Origin of the sequence: Bradyrhizobium betae (assembly GCF_004123905.1) — a bacterium.
Classification (GTDB): domain Bacteria; phylum Pseudomonadota; class Alphaproteobacteria; order Rhizobiales; family Xanthobacteraceae; genus Bradyrhizobium; species Bradyrhizobium betae_A.
Window position 1 is genome coordinate 891,642 of record NZ_MZXW01000016.1, and the last position, 20,981, is coordinate 912,622.

Consider the following 20,981-nt stretch of genomic DNA (forward strand, 5'->3'; position numbering starts at 1 on the left):
ACGCCATGCGCTTCCTGTTCAAGACCGACTACGAGGACGACATCAGGCTGTTTCCGCATTCCGGTTACGTGGTCTCCTATGGCCTCCTGCTGGCTGTGTTGCTGATCGCGCCTTACGTGCTGTCCAGCTATCTGATGAGCCAGCTCGTCTTCGTCTGCATCTACGCGACCGTCGGCGTCGCGCTGCTGATCCTGACGGGCTTCACCGGTCAGGCCTCGCTCGGGCACGCGGCGTTTCTCGCGATCGGTGCATACACGGCGGCGTATTTGCAGAAATACAACGTCCCGTTCCCGGTCTATTTCCTCGCCGCTGGGGCCCTGACCGGGCTGATCGGCGCGTTGGTCGGCTTTCCGGCGCTGCGGCTGCAGGGGATCTATCTCGTCATCGCCACCATCTCCTTCGCCTTCATCGTCGAGGAGATCCTGGCGCGCTGGGAGAGCGTCACCAACGGCAACGAGGGCATGCGGGTCAAGGCGATGTCGCTGCTCGGCGTCACGGTCTCGCGCGACAGCCCGACCTTCTATTTCCTCTGTCTGGCCGTGCTGGTGCTGACCATCGTCGGCACGCTCAATCTGCTGCGCTCGCCGACGGGGCGCGCCTTCGTCGCGATCCGCGACAGCGAGACCGCGGCACGCAGCATGGGCATCAACGTCGCGCTCTACAAGGTCAAATCCTTTGCGATCTCGGCGGCGATCACCGGCTTTGCCGGCGTCTTGTTCGCCCACAAGCTCTCCTTCATCTCGCCGGAGATGTTCACGCTTCAGCTCTCGATCGAGTTCATCATCGTGATCCTGATCGGCGGCACCTTCAGCCTGCACGGCGCCGTGCTGGGCGCGATCTTCATCGTGATGATCGACCCATTCCTGACGTATTTGAAGGACGACATGCCCGGCATCATCGCAGGCCTTGCCGCAACCTTCGGCGCGGGCGCGCAGAGTGCCGGGAACGTGCAGTCCAAGGTCGCGGCCTTCGCCTCGCTCAACGGCCTGAAGGGCGCGATCTACGGCATCATCATCGTCTTGTTCGTGCTGTTCGAACCGCTCGGGCTCTACGGCCGCTGGCTGAAGATCAAGCTCTTCTTCCAGCTGTTCCCGCTCTACAAGCGCGCCACCTTCAAGCGGCAGAAGATCTACGTGAAGTCGGAGCGCAACCGATGAGTTATTTCCGCGCCGAGAATATCTCGCTGCATTTCGGAGGCCTCAAGGCCGTCGATGCGGTGTCGTTTGCGGTGGAGCGGGGCGAGATTCTCTCGATCATCGGGCCGAACGGCGCCGGCAAGAGCTCGATCTTCAATTTGATCTCGCGGATCTACCGGCCGACCGCAGGCCGGATCTTCTTCGAGGACCAGGACATCACGGAAGAGCCACCCTACGACATCGCGCGGTTGGGCATCGCCCGCACCTTCCAGAACATCGAGCTGTTCGAGAATGCCACCGTGCTCTCGAATCTCCTGGTCGGCCGCCACCGGCATTCGACCACGCAGCTTTGGCAGGAGCTTCTGTTCCTGCCAAGCGTGCGTGCCAACGAGAAAGTGCATCGCCGCCGGGTCGAGCAGGTCATCGAGTTCCTCGATCTCGAGCCCTACCGCGACAAGCTGATCTCGGGCCTGCCTTATGGCGTGCGCAAGGTGATCGAGCTGGCGCGGGCGCTCTGCTCGGAACCAAAACTGATCCTGCTCGACGAGCCGTCTTCCGGGCTGAACGTCGAGGAGACCGACGACATGTCGTTCTGGATCCGCGACATGAAGAGCGAGCTCGGCGTCACCGTGCTGATGGTCGAGCACGACATGTCGCTGGTCAACCGCGTCTCCGACCGTGTCATCGCGCTGAATTACGGCCGCGTCCTTGCGATGGGCTCGCCGGCCGAGGTGCAGCAGCACCCCGACGTCGTCGCCGCGTATCTGGGAGCGTAAGCGATGGATGCGACCGTGACGCCCGATGTCATCTTAAAACTCTCCAACATCGAGAGCTATTACGGGCCGATCATGGCGATCCGCGGTATCTCGCTGGAGGTGCCGCGTGGCCGCATCGTCACGCTGCTGGGCGCCAACGGCGCCGGCAAGACCACGGTGCTGAAGACCATCTCGGGCATTCTCGATCCGCAGAAGGGCGCTATAGAGTTCATGGGCAAGCCGATCCAGCGCATGGAGGCCGACCGCATCGTGCGGCTCGGCCTCAGCCATGTGCCGGAGGGGCGCGAAGTATTTCCGTTCCTCTCGGTACGCGAGAACCTGATGATGGGCGCCTATCCACGCAAGGACCGTGATGGCGTCGCGGAGGATCTGGAGCGCGTCTATGGCTACTTCCCGCGACTGAAGGAGCGCATCAACCAGCCGGCCGGCCAGCTGTCGGGCGGCGAGCAGCAGATGCTCGCGATCGGACGTGCGCTGATGAACCGGCCCACGCTGCTGCTGCTCGACGAGCCCTCGCTCGGCCTGTCGCCGATCCTCGTGAAGGAGATCTTCACGATCATCCGCCGCGTCAACGAGGAGCAGGGCATGTCGATCCTGCTGGTTGAGCAGAATGCCAAGGTGGCGCTGGAGACCGCGCATTACGGCTATGTGCTCGAGATCGGCCGGATCGTCATGAACGACACCTGCGACCGCTTGATGCATTCCCAGGACATCCAGGAGTTCTACCTTGGCGCCAAGGAACAGGGTGCGCGAGGCGAGCGGCGCTGGAAAAAGAAGAAGACGTGGCGTTGAAGACGAACTGGCGTAAAATGGAAGGGTCCGTCCGCAAGACATAGACCGCCGGCAAGGCAGGCAGCGGAGGCGAAAGCGACAGGGAGGGAATGCGCATGGCCAGACCGGCGGTGCTGACAGTCGCTGACACGATCGCGAGGAGCTTTCTGCGCGCCGTGGAGACGCGGGGCGACAGGCCGGCGATCCGCGAGAAGAAGTTTGGCATCTGGCAGCCGACCAGCTGGCGCGAATGGCTGGAGATTTCGAAAGAGATCGCCTACGCACTTCGCGCCATCGGCTTCATGTCCGGCGATGTCGCCTCCATCATCGCCAACGCCGTGCCCGAATGGGTTTTTGCCGATATGGGCATCTTGTGCGCCGGCGGCGTCTCCTCCGGAATCTATCCGACCGATTCCTCGTCCCAGGTCGAATATCTCGTCAACGATTCCCGGACGAAAGTGATCTTCGCGGAGGACGAGGAGCAGCTCGACAAGATCCTCGCCTGCCGCAGCCGCTGTCCTTCGCTGCAAAAGATCATCGTGTTCGACATGGAAGGCCTCAGCGGCCTCGTTGATGACATGGTGATGTCGCTCGACGAATTTCGCACGCTCGGCCGCAACCACATCGTCGGCCACGAGGCCCTGTGGCAGGAGATGATCAATAGCCGCAGCGCAAGCGATCTGGCGGTGCTCGTCTACACTTCGGGCACGACGGGCCCGCCCAAGGGCGCGATGCACGCCAATCGCAGCGTCACGCACCAGATGCGGCACGCCAATGATTTCATCCCGGCGCAGGAGGACGAAGACCGGCTGATCTTCCTGCCGCTCTGCCACGTTGCCGAGCGCATCGGCGGCTATTACATCTCGGTTGCGCTCGGCTCGGTGATGAATTTTGCCGAAAGCCCGGAGACGGTGCCGGACAATTTGCGCGAGGTGCAGCCGACCATTTTCCTCGCGGTGCCCCGCATCTGGGAAAAGTTCTATTCCGCCATCACCATCGCACTGAAGGACGCGACGCCGTTCCAGCAATGGGTCTACCGCGGCGCCATCGGCATCGGCTACCGCATGGTCGATTGCCGGATCGAGGGCAAGACGCCGCCGTTGTCGTTGCGCCTCGCCAACGGCATCGCCTACCGACTCGCATTCCGCAACATCCGCCGCATGATCGGGCTCGACCGTTGCCGCATCGCCTTCACCGGCGCGGCGCCGATCGCACCGGAACTGATCCGCTGGTATCTCGCGCTCGGCATCGACATGCACGAGCTCTACGGCCAGACCGAGAATTGCGGGGTCGCCACCATGATGCCGGCGGAGCGGATCAAGCTCGGCTCGGTCGGCACCGCCGTGTCCTGGGGCGAGGTCGCGCTGTCGCCTGACGGCGAGATTTTGATCAAGGGCGACTTCCTGTTCATGGGCTATCTGAACCAGCCGGAGAAGACCGCGGAGGCCGTCGATCCGCGCGGCTGGCTGCACACCGGCGATGTCGGCACCATCGATAATGAAGGCTTCGTCCGCATCACCGACCGGATGAAGGACATCATCATCACCTCCGGCGGCAAGAACATCACGCCGTCCGAGATCGAGAACCAGCTCAAATTCTCGCCCTACATTTCCGATGCCGTCGTGATCGGCGACAAGCGCCCGTATCTCACCTGCCTCGTCATGATCGACCAGGAGAATGTCGAGAAATTCGCCCAGGACCACGACATCCCCTTCACCAATTATGCCAGCCTGTGCCGCGCGACGGAGATCCAGGACCTGATCTGGCGCGAGATCGAAGGGGTCAACGCCAGTTTCGCCCGCGTCGAGACCATCAAGAAATTCTATCTGATCGAACGGCAGCTCACCCCGGAGGACGAGGAGCTGACGCCGACCATGAAGCTGAAGCGTGGCTTCGTGAACAAGCGTTATGCCGCCGAAATAGACGCGATGTATCGCGCGCGGGCGGTGGCTTGAACAAATCTCGTTTGAAGACAGCGAAGGATTAATGGCCCCGGCCTTCGCACCATACGGGCCCCAAGGAGAGGAGACGTCAATGTCGAGATCGTTGAAAGCGTTCGGCCTTGCTGTGAGTGCCTGTGTGAGCACCCTTGCGCTCACCTGTCTGCCGGCCGTGGCGCAAACCAAGGTCACCAATGAAGGCATCTCGGCCTCCGAGATCGTCATCGGTACGCATCAGGATCTGTCCGGCCCGATCAAGGTTTGGGGCGTGCCGGTCTCCAACGGCATGAAGATGGCGGTCGAGGAGATCAACGCCGCCGGCGGCATCCAGGGCCGCAAGATCAAGATGGTCCTGGAAGACAACGGCTACGATCCGAAGAAGGCCGTGCTGGCCTCGCAGAAGATGGTCGAGCGCGACAAGATCTTCGCGATGATCGGCCCGATGGGCTCGCCGACGGTGCTTGCCGCACAGGACATTCTGTTCGATGCGGGCGTGCTCCAGTTGTTTCCGCTGACGGCCGCCGAGTTCACCTTCAAGTTCGACCCGGCCAAGCCGCAGGAGCGGCTGAAGTTCAACAATTTGCTGCCCTATGTCGAGAGCACGCGCGCGGCGCTGAAATACATGGTGGAGGGGAAGAATTTTGGGAAGCCCTGCATCATGCATCAGGACGACGAGTACGGAAAGAACGTGCTCGACGGCTTCAACCAGCAACTGACAGCGATGAAGCTGCAGCCGGCCTCGGTGACGAGCTACAAGCGCGGCGCCTCGGATTTCAGCGCGCAGATCGCCAAGATGAAGTCCGACGGCTGCGATCTCGTCGTGCTCGGCACCGTGATCCGCGAGACCATCGGCGCGATGACGGAGGCGAGGAAGCTCGGCTGGGACGTCACCTTCCTCGGCGCCACCCCGACCAACGTGCTGGAAGTGCCGGCGCTCGGCAAGGAGGCGGTCGAAGGTCTCTATGCCGCGTCGGGCTTCGAGATTCCCTATGAGGACACCGCCAAGGGCAAGGTTCACGACTGGCTCATCAACTACAAGAAGATGTTTGGCACTGACGCCAACACGCAGGCGATCATCGGCTACAACGCAGTGATGACGTTTGCGTTCTACGCAGACAAGGCGGGCAAGAATCTGACCGGCGAGAAGATGCTGGACTCGCTCGAATCGGGCGAGAAATTCCTCGACATCTTCAACTCGCCCGCGACGAAGTTCTCCAAGTCCGACCACCTCGCCAACACCATCACCCAGGTGCAGCAGGTCAAGGGCGGCCGCTGGGTTCTGGTGAAGGACAATCTGATGTTCTGATCTCGCTCACCCTCCCCTGGAGGCCCCTCCAGGGGAGGGTAAGAAAGCTACGACCCGCCCCCCGCCGTGCCCGAATTCACTGGCGCCAGTTCGTCCTCCCGGCAGCGCCAGCCGTCGGCAGCTTTGACGAACGCAAACGTCCGCTGGATCCTCAACCGGCGCGTGACGTTGAAGGCTTCTCCGGATCGCTCCTTGCCGGCCGTGCCTGGCTGCGGAAGCCCGGTCCTCGGGTCCCAGCAGGTGCCGGTGCAGTTCGACGCGACCTTGCTGCAGGTGGTGAACGGCGCCAGCACGACCATCTCGATCTCGCCTGTGACCTGCGCCTCCTGGTCGGTCATCTGGCTGTCGAGCGCGTAGACGCGGTTGATGCGCAGGAAATTGCCGCAGGAGTTGGCGGCGTGAATCCGCGCGGCGCAGAAGTCGACGGCGTCGGTGTCGGGGATGCGGGCCGCGACTTGCCGGCCGAACACTTTCTTCGGATCGCCTTTGGCGGCGGCGATCTCGCCGGTCTTGTGTTTCAGATAGTCGCCGAGACAATCTTCCGCGGATTCGAGCTCCTGAAGCGGCACGTTCTCCTTGCCGACGAGATTGCATTTGCGATCGCGCTCTCGCGTCCACCTTCCGTATTCGGCGAAGGCAAAGCGTCCCGCGGTGGGGTCGAGCTTGCCGATCAGGCCGAGCACCTGGCCGTTGAGCTCGGTTTCCGCCAGCGCCAGCGATGGGTCCGCGCAGATCACCGCGCCCGCCGCGGTGTTGGCCGCCAGACAGTCGAAATCCGGATCGCGCAGGATCGCGGTGCGCTCCTCGGTGACTTTGAGAAGGCAAGCTCTGACCCGGTCGAAGTCGTCAGTGCGGATCGCGGTCTGGCCCACGATGCCGCAGCCGAGATTGCGCTGGCGGGTCCAGATTGCGTTCTCCTCGATTCCAGGCAGGCGGTCGGGCAGACGGGCGAGCCGCGCCTCGATTGCCGCGCTCAGCTTCTCGGCGGCGGCAGCAAGCTCGGCATCGCCGCAAAACAATTGATTGCCGGGATCGCGGATCTGCTGGCAGTTGTTCTTGGCGAACAGCGGCAGCCTGTCGGCGATGGAGCGGTCGGACGGGCCGGATTGCGCGGACGCAGGCGTCGCCGGGAGCGCCAGCAGCGCAAGCACAGTCAGCACGATGAACCGCATTCCAGTCGCCCCCGCATCGAAGGCGCCATGCTAGCGTCCCGGATCGCGCGGCGAAATGGGTTTGTGATAAATGAACGTAGCCCGGATTTCGCTGCGCTCCATCCGGGCTACAGGATCAATCGGCGGTGACCATCGAGAACCGCACGGGGTCGTCGACATATTTCATCACGGCCGACCGATAGAGCACGAACAACGGCTGGTAGGTCCGCGCATCGTCGTCCTCGACCATCGCCATGCGGCGGTTGTCGAGCATCAGCCAGTGGCCGTCGAGCTTTGCGGCGGCGACCGCATGATCTTCCCCGGCCCTGACGTCGCGCACCACGACGACGCGGAGGTCGTCAGCGGCGATGCCGGCGAGCCGCAGCGCGGCCAGCTTGGCGATGGCATAGTCTTCGCAGTCGCCGGCGCCGCGCGCGAAGGTCGCAAGCGGCGAGCTCCAGACGTCGTTGATGCCGTCATTGGCGGCGCGGATGGCGAGGTTGATGGCGCGGTTGGTTTCGCCGAGCTTCGCGCGGCCATCACGGCTGCGGGCCTGGTCGACGATGGCGAGCAGCTTCAGCGCAGCCGGCGAAGCGCAATTGTCACGGTCGCCGTCGCACAGCGCGAGCTGCACCATGTCGTCGTCGAGCCTGGACTTCAACGCCGACCATTTCTGCTGCAGGCTGCCGGACGAGATGGCGAAGGCGAACACGCCGAACGGCTCGGCGGATTTGCGCACGAGGACGCCGGCGCCGGGCGACAGCAGCGTGCCGGCACGAAGGTCGGCGGCCGACCCAAGCAGGATCAATCCGCACAGGACAATGATTGCGCGCCAGGCGCGCGAGCGAGCAGCCGTCTCCATCTGACATCCCCTTCCGGCTTCGCGAGGTCCCCTCGACCTCGACGTGCCGGGCTTTGTTGCTTTCGCTGAGATAGTGCGAGACGGGCCGTTTTGTTCTGCTTAACGCGCCCGGCAGGGGTCCCAAAACCGTGGGACAGGCTGAAACGGGACCACCCAAATTGCGTAAAATTTTACGATTCGCCGGCTAGGAGGGGTCCCAGTCGCCGCGAAATGGAACCAATTGCAGGCACAAGTTGTGAGAGAGCCGATTCTAGGCCTATGGCTAACAGCCCGCTATTTCACGGGTTCTGTTAGTTGGGTCACAGATTTAACTCCGTATTTGCCGCAGGATGTTGCGGGGCAGCACGAAGGAAAGATGACACAAGTATCGGCTGTTCGATCTCGGCAGCTGATTACTTTGGGTGACTGGAAATGAGTGAAAATAAGCTGGATTTTGCTCCAAAATACTTGAAAAATTACTTCCGATTTTCTGTGAATGCGCCGCCCGGCGGGGGCTCCCACAGCCAAGTGATGCGAAATCACACAAGCAATAGACGGTTTCGCTAAGGACTTGGTAATGCTAAGCAAGCTTAGGCGGTCGATACTTACTTAAATTTTAACCCTTTTACCGGTGCCCGTTTTGAATTACGCTGGCAAATTTGACGCCGCGATCTCCTTGGACGGCCAGGGTTCCCACTCGCCCGCCGATGTCCATGTCGATTCCTTTACAGCCAAGCCTATTATCGCAAAGGCGCATGGTCACGTGCCTGACGGCGCGTTCGTTGTTCCCGACCCGAAGCTGATCTTCAACGCCGACTTCAAGCGCGCAGGTCTCGACCTCGTGCTGTCCCACGACGGGCACGAGTTCGTCGTTCACGATTATTTCAGGGGCGACAAGCGCGCCGCGATCGCCTCGCCTGATGGCGCCCACCTCACCGGCGACGTCGTCAGCGCGCTCACGGGCCATGTGCAATATGCGCAGGCTGCTGGCGGCATTGCCGCGGCCCAGGTCATCGGCCACGTCACCAAACTCTCCGGCAGTGCGACCGCGGTCCGCAACGGCGTCTCGGTCATCCTGAACAACGGCGACAATGTCGAGAAGGGCGACGTGGTCTCGACCGGCGGCGACTCGACGCTCGGCATCACCTTCATCGACGGCACCGTGTTCGGCCTGTCCTCCAACGCGCGGATGGTGCTGAACGAGATGGTCTACGACCCCAACGGGTCGAACAATTCCTCGCTGCTCAGCCTGGTCGCGGGCACCATCACCTTCGTTGCCGGCGAGACCGCCAAGCATGGCGACATGAAGGTCGACACGCCGGTTGCCACCATGGGCATCCGCGGCACCGCGGTGCTGAGCCAGATCAACTTCGTCGTTCCCGCCGGCGGCGGCGATCCGCAGCCGCAGGCGAGCTTCCAGGTGCTGGTCGAGCCGAACGGCACGACGGGCTCCTACATCCTGTTCGACAAGGTCACGCTGCTGCCGATCGCGACGGTCAACCAGGCCGGCCAGATGATCCAGATCAGCGGCGGCAACGTCTCGATCTCGAATGCGCTGATGTCGCCGGACATTCAGAAGCTGATCACCGACGTGTTCACGCTGAAGTTCACCGACAATAACACCAACACCAAGCTGACCACGAACTTCACCGACACGATCACGCAGAACGGCAACATTGTCTTCATCAAGACGGACACCGGTGCCACCGCGACCGCGACCTTCACGAACCTCAACCAACCGGGATCGTCGGGGACCGGCACGTCCCCGCAGACCAGCACCCGTATTCCCGGCCCGCCCGACTCCCGCAGCCTCGATCTCAACGGCAATGTGACCTCGGTGTTCAAGCTGACCGAGCGCGCGGACACGACTGGCGACACCGTGGACTCCGACACGGTCTCCGGACGGATCACCTTCGTCGACCAAAATTTGGGCGATCGGCCGACCGTGAGCGTGAATCTCGCCGGTGCGCCGAACTACGTCTACCAGAGCGCCGGCCACCAGGATGTCACCGGCTCGCTCACCGATCTGCAGAAGCAGGACATTGCGGCGACGCAGATCCAGATCAACGTCTCCCCCGACGCGGCCAACAACAACAACGGCTCGGCGGTCTGGACCTACACGATTCCGGACCACGTCTTCGATTTCCTCGCCGCCGGCGAGACGCTGACGCTGACCTACACGGTCCTCGTCAACAACAATTTCGCAGTCAACCCTGAATCCTTTCCGATCACGATCACCATCACGATCACCGGCACCAACGACAAACCGGTGATCACCACCAGCGTTCCGACCATCACCTTCGAGGGCGGCACGAACGTGCCGGGCGGTCCACTCACGAGCGATGTGCCGACGACGGGCACGCTGAATTTCACCGATGTCGACCTCACCGACAAGCATACGGTGAAGGTGGCGTTGACCAGCGCGACCCTGCCTGACGGCACCGTGCCGCCGGGCCCGCTCGCGGCATTCCAGAGCGCGATGTCGGTCGCGATCGCGGCGGGCGCCGACAGCACCGGCGACGGCACCGGCACCATCAACTGGTCGCTGGCCGATCTGCCGGTCTATCTCGCCGACTTCATTCCGAAGGGTGAGGTGCTGACGCTGGTCTACACCGTGACGCTCACGGACTCGCAAGGCGCGACCTCGCAGCAGACCATCACCGTCACGATCACCGGCACCGACGCGCCTGCAGTGGTGTGGATCGCGACCGACGAGGCCGGCGCGCCCTCCGGCGGCTTCTGGAAGGACGCGGCCAACTGGGAAACCGGCACGGTCCCCACCATCAACGACGATGTCATCGTCATCACCGATCAGCTGCATGGCCTGACGCCATCCTATCCGGTGACGATCGACACGGCGGCCTACGCCAAGTCGATCACCATGAACGACTTTGGCGGCCCGCCGCCAAAGGTGATCAATCAGAGTTCTCTGACGATATCAGGCGCGCTCAACATGGGCGCGGACTCGATCTTCACCAATGCGGCGACCGGCACGATGTCGGTCGGCGGCAAGGCCGAGATCCTGGATACGAGCGTGCTCACCAATGCGGGCCATCTGACGCTCGCCGGTGGCGGTGATTTCGCCAAGGGCACCACGATCACCAATTCCGGCACGATCGAGCTGTCCGGTGGCACGCTGAAGACGCTTGCCACGGTCCACAATGCCGGCGGCACTTTGAAGGCCGATGCAGGCACGACCCTGATCGTCGATACCGCGACGGTCGACGGCGGGACCGTTGTGATTCTGGGCACGCTGGAGCTCGATGGCACCAGCCTGATCGAGAATGGCACGCTCAACAATTCCGGCGCGGTCAACGTCAAGGGCACCGTCGGGTTCGCCCACGAGACCGTCACCAACACCACCAGCGGCACGATCAAGGTGCTGGCGAATGGCTGGCTGACCATCGATCAGGGCTCCAGCGTTACGAACAACGGCGCGGTCACCGTCGATGCCAGCGGCAAGCTGACCGTCAACGGCGCAACGATCGACGGTGCCGGCACGGTCACGAATAACGGTGAGCTCGATCTCACCGGCAATGCGGTTCTGGGCAACGGCATCCTCAAGAACAACACCACCCTCAATGTGAGCAGCACCGGCAATGCGCTGGACGGTGAGACCGTCACCAATGCCGGCGCCATCGAAGTGCTGGCGGGCGGCGCGCTGACTATCGATCAGGGCTCGACGGTCGATAATTCCAGCGGCAACGTCATCGTCGATGGCGCTGCGCTGTTGAAGCTCGACGATGCCACGATCAGCGGCGGCGCCATCAAGGGTGCCGGCACCATTGACGTCACCGGCGCTAGCAAAGTCGACGGCGGTGCTACGCTCAGCGTCAGCGCGGTGACTGCCGACGCCCAGTTGACGCTTGACGGCATCACGGTCTCCGGAACCGTCATCACAGACAATTCGAGCATCGTGCTCGCCAACACCGTCAAGCTCAAGGACGGCGCCAAGATCCAGGGCGGCCCGATCACCAACACCGGCACGCTCGAGATCGCCGGCGCGGCGACGCTGCTCAACGACATCGTGACCAATGGCGGCACGGTGACGGTGGACGGCGGCCAGACGCTGACGCTGTCGGGCACGGAGATTTCGGGCGGCGCCGTCAATGGCAGCGGCGCGATCCATGTGACCGGCGCCAGCAAGATCGACGGCGGCGCGACGCTGAGCACGAGCGCGGTGACGGCCGACGCCCTGCTGACGCTCGACGGCATCACGGTGTCGGGCTCGACGATCACGGACAATTCGAGCATCGCGCTCGCCAATACCGTCAAGCTCAAGGACGGCGCCAAGATCCAGGGCGGCCCGATCACCAACAGCGGCACGCTGGAGATCTCCGGCGCCGCGACGCTGCTCAACGACATCGTGACCAATGGCGGCACGGTGACGGTCGACGGCAGCCAGACGCTGACGCTGTCGGCCACGGAGATTTCGGGCGGCGCCGTCAATGGCAGCGGCACCATCCACGTCACCGGCGCCAGCAAGATCGACGGCGGCGCAACGCTCAGCACGAGCGCGGTCACGGCCGACGCCCAGCTGACGCTTGACGGCATCACGGTGTCGGGCTCGACGATCACGGATAATTCCAGCATCGCGCTCGCCAACACCGTCAAGCTCAAGGGCGGCGCCACGATCCAGGGCGGCCCGATCACCAACAGCGGCACGCTAGAGATCGCCGGCGCCGCGACGCTGCTCAACGACATCCTGACCAATGGCGGCACGGTGACGGTCGACGGCAGCCAGACGCTAACGCTGTCGGGCACGGAGATTTCGGGCGGCGCCGTCAATGGCAGCGGCGCGATCCATGTGACCGGCGCCAGCAAGATCGACGGCGGCGCAACGCTGAGCACGGGTGCGGTGACGGCCGACGCCCTGCTGACGCTCGACGGCATCACGGTGTCGGGCTCGACGATCACGGACAATTCGAGCATCGCGCTCGCCAACACCGTCAAGCTCAAGGACGGCGCCACGATCCAGGGTGGCCCGATCATCAACAGCGGTACGCTGGAGATCGCCGGCGCCGCGACGCTGCTCAACGACATCCTGACCAACACCAGCCACGTCATCAAGATCGACGATGGCCAGACGCTGATGCTGTCCGGCACCGAGATATCAGGCGGCATCATCAACAATTACAGCAGCGGGCTCGGCGGCACGATCGACGTCACCGGCGACAGCAAGATCGACGGCAACGCCACGCTGAACCAGGGCGCGGTCACGGTCGGGAGCGGCTATACGCTGACCTTCGGCGATGCGACCGTCGCGGGCGCCGCGATCGTCAACCACGGCTCCGTCAAGGTCGATGCCAGCAAGAAGCTGACATTGAATGGAGCAGGCCTGACCGGCGGCACGCTGACCGTCTTCGGTGCCCTCGCCTCTTCCGGCACGACGACGGTCACCGACGTCAATATCTCGAATAGCTATCTGATCGAGGCGACCCTCGGCGGCCTGCTGGCGCTGGTGGCGACTGGTCCCGCTGCCGCCATCACCAACAGCGGCACCATCCGGGCCAATGGCGCCGAGCTCGATATCAACGGCGAGGCGGTCACCAACACTGACACCGGTACGCTGGCCGCGATCAACGCCGGCACCCTGAAGCTGATCGGGATGACGGTGACCAACACCAATGGCACGGTGTCGGTCGAGTCGGGCTCCACGCTCGATCTCCAGGGTGCGACCATCAACGGCGGCACGATGACCGTCGCAGGTACGCTGGAATCGACCGGCACGAGCGCCATCGACAACGCAGACATTACCGTCGCCGGATCGATCACCGTCACCAACGGAACGCTGACGATCGATCCCGCCACTCTCCACACCATCACCAATCACGGCCTGATCCAGGTGAGCGGCGCCGAGCTCGACGTCTTCGGCGAAGACATTTCCAACACGGCGGATCTCAAGGCGATCAACTACGGCACACTGAAGCTGGCAAATCTCACCGTCAGCAACAGCAGCACCGGAGTGGTCACGGTCGACGGCCACTCAAAACTCTATCTGACTGACGTCTTGATCAACGGCGGCAGCCTGACCAATGCCGGCAATCTCTACAGCGTCTCCGGCAGCAACACGGTTACGGGCGGCGTCACCAACACCGGTACCATCGAGGTCCAGGCCGGCACGCTGAACCTCGCCGCTGGCCTCTCCGGCACCGGCACGCTGATCATCGACGACGGCGCGACGCTCGAGCTCGCGGGGGCGACGGCGCAGGCCATTACCTTCGCCGGGGGCGCCGATACGCTCCAGCTCGACAAGGTCGCGGGCCAGAGCTTTACCGGCACCATCGCCGGCCAGTCGTCGAATGGTGGCACGTTCACCGTTACGGGCGGGGCCGACATCACGACATCGAGCGGCGACGCGCTCGACTTCACCGCATCGGGCGGCTTGCTTGCCACGCCCGCCAACATCGTTCTCTCGCCGACGGGAGCGCTGACCGGCGCGGCCAACGGCCTCGTCGTCACCCAGAACGGCATCGGCGGCATCTCGCTGACGGCGACGAAGGACATCAAGGGCCTTGCCGGCAATGGCATCACGCTGCGCGACAGCGCGACCGGCTCGGGCGGCATCACGGTCAACAATCTCACCGGCAAGGCGACCGGTACCGGTGCCAATTCGGTCGGCGTGCTCGTCGAGAATTTGAACGGCGCCAATGCCGGCAACATCTCGATTACCCAGCTCGGCGGTGTCGTTGGCGGCGCATACGGCATCGACGTCGACACGCAGGGCAACGGCAACATCACCATCGACGCCGGCGGCACGATCACGGGTAGCTCCGTCTACGGCATCCGGTCACGCAGCTATGGCGCCGGAGACCAGACAATCACGACCGAAGCCGGCAGCGTCATCACCTCGGGCAGCTCCGGCATCGTCGCCGTCAACCGGGCGATCTCGCTCGACGCGGCATCCGGCAGCACCATCACCGTCAACGCTTACGGCACGATCAATTCCGGCAGCAGCCCGAACCTGGCCGGCAACCCGCCGGCCGGCATCGAGGCCGGCTACACCGGTGCGGTGACCGGAAGCGGCGCCAATACCGGCGTCAACGGTTCGGTGATCATCAACAATCACGCCAGCATCACCGCTGCGGCCGGCTACGGCATTCACGCCTACAATTACGGAAACGGCGACGTCACGGTGAACGATACCGGCGGCACTGTTGTCGGTGTGGCCGACGGCATCAGGGCGCAGGCGCTCGGCGGCGGCACTGGCGACGTCAGCGTGACGCTCGGCGCCAATGCATCGGTGACGGGCACGTCCGGCTACGGCATTCTTGCCTACAGCACCGACGCCGGTGACGTCAGCGTCACTTTGGCGAGCGGCGACAGCGTCGCGTCCGGTGGCTCGGGCATCGTCGCCGTCAATTATGCGACAAACATCGCAGACGGCTTCGGCAGCACGATCTCCGTCGAAGCGCATGGCGCCATCCATTCGGGCTCGACCCTGAATTATGATGGCACCACGCCGGGTGCGATCATCGCCGGCTACAAGCCGGGCGGCGTTGCCACCTTCTCGGGCGCGGTCAATGGCGACGTCATCGTCACCAGCGATGCGGCGATCACCGCGGACGCTGGCTACGGCATCGAGGCATTCACCTGGGGCGTCGGAAACGTCACGGTCACGACCGGCGCGACATCTTCGATCACCGCGACCGCGGGCACCGCGATCGGCGCCTTCGATCACGGCGGCGGCGACGTCAGCGTCACCAACGACGGCTCCGCTACCGGCACGGTCGGTCTGGCAGCGCTCGCCACCGGCGGCGGCGACATCACCATCGTCAATCACGGCCACATCACCAGCACGAGCCTTGCCGGCATCAGCGTCACCCAGAACGAGACCGGCGCGATCGGCTCGACCCATATCACCAATACCGGCTCGGTCGTGGCTCCGACCGGCCATGCCGCGATCTTCATCCAGGAAAATACGACCGGATCGGCCACGATCGACAATTCCGCCGCCGGAACGATCGGGCTCGGTACCGTGACGTCGACGACCTATGCGATCACCGAAACCGGCGGCGCCGTCACGATCAACAACTTCGGTCATATCAACGGCAACATCAACGTTGCCAGCGCGATGTTCTGCAACGAGGCGACCGGCATCTGGACCGTTGCCGGCACCAGCGTCTTCGGCAACGTGTCCTCGATCGTCAACAAGGGCAGCATCGATCTGCACGGCGGCTCGATTTCGGGAGCGGGGCTGGGCATCAATAATTCGCACGTGATCGATAGCTGGGGCACGGCGTCGATTTCGGGCACCATTACCAATACCGGCACCATCGAGGTTCATGACGGGCACCTGACGCTGTTCGGCTCGCTGTCGGGCACGGGCTCGGTCACCGTCGATGCCGGCGCGCTCTTGAAGCTCGATGGCGCGGTCACGCAGACGATCAATCTCGCCGGCGACGGGGCCGCGCTCGAGATCGACACGTCGAGCTTTGGCGGTTCGATCGGGCAGCTGTCCGCGACCGACACGATCGACCTGTCGACCATCAAATTCGGGCTCGGCACCAGCGCGGTCTATGCCGCGAACGCCGATCCCTCGACCGGCGGCGTGCTGACGGTCACTGGGGACGATGGCCAAACCATCAGCCTGAAGCTGACCGGTGCCGATTATAGCCACGCCCATTTTGCCGGCAGCAATGACGGCACCGGCCACACGCTGATCACGATCAACGCGGATGATGATGCGTCGGCGTTCGCTACGGCGACACCGGCACCGACGCTGACCGGGTCCGTCTCCGAACAGGCGGCCGCTACCGGCGACTTCGCCACGCTCGATACTGCAACGCCCGCGACCGGCGCGATCGCCTTCACCGATATCGACCTGACCGACCTGCCGGGCGCGCAGATCACCGGCCAGGCCGTGACCTCGCTCGGCGCCGACCACGTCACAGATCTCAGCGCATCGCTCACGGGCGACGAGATCGCGGCGCTCAAGAACGGGCTGACGCTTCTGCCGCAGACCGGGCTGAACAACGGCACGGTCACCTGGAGCTATTCGATCGCCGACGGCGCGCTGGATTTCCTCGGCCAGGACCAGACCGCGAAAATCGTCTCCACCATTACGTTGACGGACGATTACGGCAAGACCGTCACGGCCGACGTCACCGTCACCGTCACCGGCGCGAACGACGCGCCGACGCTGGCCGCGGTGAGCACGGATCCGCTGGTGGATACGGCCGTGAACGACAGCTTCTCGGACATCACGGGAACGCTGGTCGGGACCGATGCCGATCATGGCGAGACGGCGACTCTGAAATACGCGGTGCTGGATGCGACGAACCACGCGGTGACGACGGTTGCGGGTCACTATGGCGCGCTGACGGTCAACGAGGATGGCACCTACGGCTATGTTCCCGACGCGGCCGCGATCAACGCGCTGTCGGCAGGCGACTACACGGACATTTTCACCGTCCAGACCACGGACGCGCATGGCGCGACCGGTACGGCGACGTTCACGGTGAACGTGACCGGCGCCAACGACGCGCCGGTCTTGTCCGACGGCAGCATCGGGAATCTCGCCGACACGGCCGCAGCGGATAGTTTCTCCGATCTCACGGGCCAGATCACCGGGACCGATGCCGACACCGGCGACACGCTTGCCTACGCCTTGCTGAACGCAGATCACCACGCGGTGACAACGGTCACGGGTCATTATGGTGCGCTGACGGTCAACACCGACGGCAGCTATACTTACGTGCCAGACGCAGCGTCGATCAACGCGCTGCCGGAAGGCTCCTATTCCGATAGTTTCACGGTCCAGGTCACGGATGCGCATGGTGCCGCCATCACGGCGACATATACCGTGGACCTGTCCGGCACCAACGACGCGCCGACGCTCTCCGATCTCAACATCGGCAAGCTCACGGACACGGCCGCGGCCGACACCTTCTCCAATCTCACCGGCCAGCTGGTCGGCGGCGATGCCGATACTGGCGATGCGCTGACCTATGCGGTGCTGAATGCGGATCACCACGCAACGGCGACCGTTGGTGGACTCTACGGCTCGCTGACGGTCAACGCCGACGGCAGCTACAGCTACGTTCCCAATGCGGCCGCGATTAACGCGCTACAGGACGGCGATTACACCGATACGTTTACGGTGCAGGCCACGGATGCGCATGGCGCGAGTGATACGGCGACGCTCACAGTGGACGTGACCGGCGCGAACGATACGCCGGTGATCAACGTCGGCGCGATGGACGTCACGCAGGTCCAGTGCCAGGTGACGGTCAGCGGCCTGTCCGTCACCGACGCCGATGCCAACGAGACATTCACCGTCGGAGCTGTCGCCGAATCGAACAGCAACGCGAGCGCGTCACTGCAATCCGGCGCTTTGACCGTGACCTACACCGAGCCGAGCGATGGCCCAGCAACGGACAAGGTCGCGGTCACCGTGACCGACAGCCATAATGCCAGCGATACGGTCAATCTGATCTTCAACCTGACCGAAACGGGCACGGTCTCTCTCGCCGGCACGTCCGGCAAGGACGTGTTCTTCGGCACGGGCTACCAGGATCAATTCGTCTTCGCGGCCAACTCGAACCACGACACGATCGTGAACTTCACGTCCGGCATGGACAAGATCGACCTGTCGGCCGTTGTCACGGCCTCCGATACGCAAGACTGGTTGGATCACCACGCGACCACGTCGGGGGCCGACACCCTGATCACGATCAATGGTTCGGACACCATCCTTCTGAAGGGTGTCGCCCACGTCCAGGCGAGTGATTTCATCGTCCATGCCTGACCGCCGCTCGGCCGCGTTCGTATGCGAGCCAGATCCGCGCTGCCGTTCACGGCAAAAGCGTGATATCCAAACCCCATGAAACGTCTCAAGATCCTGCGGCGGTGGTTTGCGCGGAAGTTCGGCTTTGCGCGGCTGATGTGCCTTGCGCTGCTGGTCGTGTTTGCCGGCATCCGCGTCTGGGATCCGCCGCCGGTGCAGGAATTGCGGCTGCGCACCTTCGACATGTTCCAGTTGATCGATCCGCGCCACAAGGCGGCGCGTCCGGTCACCATCGTCGATATCGACGACAAGAGCCTCGCCAAGCTCGGCCAGTGGCCGTGGCCGCGCACGCGGATCGCCGATTTGATCCAGAACCTCACCAGCAACGGTGCAGTCGCGATCGGCTTCGACATGGTGTTTTCGGAAGCCGACCGGCTCAATCCGGATCTGGTCGCGGGCCAGATGCGCTATCTGGATGATGCCACCCGCGCCAAGCTGCGCGAGCTGCCGACCAACGACCAGATCCTCGCCGAGGCGATCAAGCGTTCGCACGTGGTGCTGGGCGAGACCGGGCAAAGCGCGATTTCGTCGGAGATCGACAAGTCGCTGCCCTTCACCGGCGTCGCGATGGTCGGGGAGGAGGGCGCCGAGCGCTTCCTGTTCGAATTTCCCGGCCTGCTGCGCAACGTGCCCGTCATCGAGAAGGTCGCCGCCGGCCGTGGCCTGTTCTCGATCAAGACCGAGCGCGACGGTCTGATCCGCCGCGTGCCGCTGATCATGCGTGCCCAGGGCAACATCATGCCCTCGCTCAGCCTCGAGATATTGCGTGTCGTCACGGGCACGCCGACGCTGCTGGTGCGGACCGCCAAGGCGGGCGTGCGGGCCGTACGCCTCAAAGGCGTCGAGATTCCGACCGACAGGAACGGCCAGCTCTGGGTGCATTATGCCCGTCAGGATCCCTCGATCTACGTCTCGGCGGCTGACGTGCTCGACAACACGGTGCCGCCGAACAAGATCGCCGGCAAGCTGGTGCTGGTCGGCACTTCGGCGGTCGGGCTGAACGACATCAAGACGACGCCGGTGTCCTCGACCATGCCGGGTGTCGAGATCCATGCCCAGGTGCTGGAGAGCGTCTTGAGCCGCGCGGTGATCTCACAGCCGAATTATGCGTTTGGCGTCGAGCTGATCGCGGCGCTGGTCATCGGCCTGCTCGTGATCATCTTCACGCCGAACCTCGGCCCCGTGCGGCTGGTGCTCGCGGGCGCGATGTTTGCGGCCATCCTGGTCGGCGTGTCCTGGTTCTCCTATGCGCAGTACCGCTATCTGATCGATTTCACCTATCCGCTGCTGTCGACCACCGCGATCTATCTGACGCTGATCTTTGCCAGCTTCGTGCGCGAGCAGCGCCAGCGTGTGCAGATCCGCGGGCAATTCGCTCAATACATGTCGCCGGTGCTGGTCGAGCAACTGGCGCAATCGCCGGAAAAGCTCGTGCTCGGCGGCGAGGAGCGCGAGATGACGATCATGTTCTCCGACGTGCGCGGCTTCACCACGATCTCGGAGAGCTACAAGCACGATCCGCAGGGCCTCATCGCGCTGATGAATCGGTTCCTGACGCCGTTGACTGACGTGATCATCGAGCAGAAGGGCTACATCGACAAATACATGGGCGACGCCATCATGGCGTTCTGGAACGCGCCGCTCGACGACAAGGAGCATGAGGTCAACGCCTGCGAGGCTGCGATCCAGATGCTCGAGCGGATCGACGCGGTCAACAAGGAGCGCGAGCAGGAGGCCGCCGACGGCGGCCACGTCTACATCCCGCTCAATGTCGGCATCGGGCTCAACACCGGTATCGGCGTGGTCGGCAACATGGGCTCCGACCTGAAGAAGAACTATTCGGTGCTGGGCGACAGTGTGAATTTGGCCTCACGCCTGGAAGGCCAGTCCAAGGAATACGGCTTTCCGATCATCGTGGGATCCCGGACCGCGCTCGCCGCCAAGGACAAGTTCGCGATCCTCGAGCTCGACTTCATCATGGTCAAGGGCAAGACCGAGCCGGAGGTGATCTACGCCATCGCCGGCCGCGACGACGTGATGCATTCGGGCGCCTTCCAGCGGCTGCGCAATATCACCATCGAGATGCTCGGCTGCTACCGCAGCCGCAACTGGCAGGGCGCACTCGACGCCATCGAACGCGGCCGTCGCAGCGAAGACGCCGACACGCTTGCAAAGTTGTTCAGGCTTTACGAAGCGCGGATCAAGGATTTCCAGATCAATCCGCCGCCGGACGACTGGACCGGGGCATATGCGCTGCTGACGAAGTGAGCC

General features: G+C 63.6%; 9 protein-coding genes. 7 read left to right on the forward strand and 2 right to left on the reverse strand.

The features are described 5' to 3' along the window. Positions 1–5: 5 nt before the first annotated feature. The 5 genes from B5V03_RS14470 to B5V03_RS14490 all read left to right on the forward strand — a co-directional run bounded on the left by B5V03_RS14470 (position 6) and on the right by B5V03_RS14490 (position 5,929). The gene (locus B5V03_RS14470) at positions 6–1,157 is read left to right on the forward strand and encodes a branched-chain amino acid ABC transporter permease (RefSeq protein WP_129270955.1); all 1,152 of its coding nucleotides are present in this window, start codon (positions 6–8) and stop codon (positions 1,155–1,157) included. Next, positions 1,154–1,912, forward strand: coding sequence for an ABC transporter ATP-binding protein (locus B5V03_RS14475; protein WP_129270956.1), 759 nt, complete (start codon positions 1,154–1,156; stop codon positions 1,910–1,912). Before B5V03_RS14470 ends, B5V03_RS14475 begins: the two co-directional genes overlap by 4 nt. Positions 1,913–1,915: 3 nt before the next feature. Then, positions 1,916–2,704: an ABC transporter ATP-binding protein gene (locus B5V03_RS14480; RefSeq protein ID WP_129270957.1), complete on the forward strand. Its 789-nt coding sequence runs from the start codon at positions 1,916–1,918 to the stop codon at positions 2,702–2,704. Positions 2,705–2,799: 95 nt separating this feature from the next. Then, positions 2,800–4,638: an AMP-dependent synthetase/ligase gene (locus B5V03_RS14485; RefSeq protein WP_129270958.1), complete on the forward strand. Its 1,839-nt coding sequence runs from the start codon at positions 2,800–2,802 to the stop codon at positions 4,636–4,638. A 79-nt stretch (positions 4,639–4,717) separates the two neighbouring features. Continuing rightward, the gene (locus B5V03_RS14490; RefSeq protein WP_129270959.1) at positions 4,718–5,929 is read left to right on the forward strand and encodes an ABC transporter substrate-binding protein; all 1,212 of its coding nucleotides are present in this window, start codon (positions 4,718–4,720) and stop codon (positions 5,927–5,929) included. Between the two features lie 47 nt (positions 5,930–5,976). On the opposite strand, the gene B5V03_RS14495 is transcribed toward B5V03_RS14490, so the two are convergent. Continuing rightward, positions 5,977–7,101, reverse strand: a complete 1,125-nt coding sequence (locus tag B5V03_RS14495; RefSeq protein ID WP_129270960.1) for a DUF1311 domain-containing protein — start codon at positions 7,099–7,101, stop codon at positions 5,977–5,979. A 115-nt stretch (positions 7,102–7,216) separates the two neighbouring features. Continuing rightward, positions 7,217–7,942 carry a transglutaminase-like cysteine peptidase gene (locus B5V03_RS14500; RefSeq protein WP_129270961.1) on the reverse strand — a complete coding sequence of 242 codons (726 nt, stop codon included), beginning with the start codon at positions 7,940–7,942 and terminating at the stop codon, positions 7,217–7,219. A gap of 619 nt (positions 7,943–8,561) precedes the next feature. Between B5V03_RS14500 and B5V03_RS14505 the strand changes: the two genes are divergently transcribed. Beyond that, a complete protein-coding gene (locus B5V03_RS14505; protein WP_164987998.1) occupies positions 8,562–18,671 on the forward strand; it encodes a VCBS domain-containing protein in 10,110 nt (3,369 codons plus the stop codon). Between the two features lie 75 nt (positions 18,672–18,746). Further along, positions 18,747–20,978 carry a CHASE2 domain-containing protein gene (locus tag B5V03_RS14510; RefSeq protein ID WP_129270963.1) on the forward strand — a complete coding sequence of 744 codons (2,232 nt, stop codon included), beginning with the start codon at positions 18,747–18,749 and terminating at the stop codon, positions 20,976–20,978. Positions 20,979–20,981 lie beyond the last annotated feature (3 nt).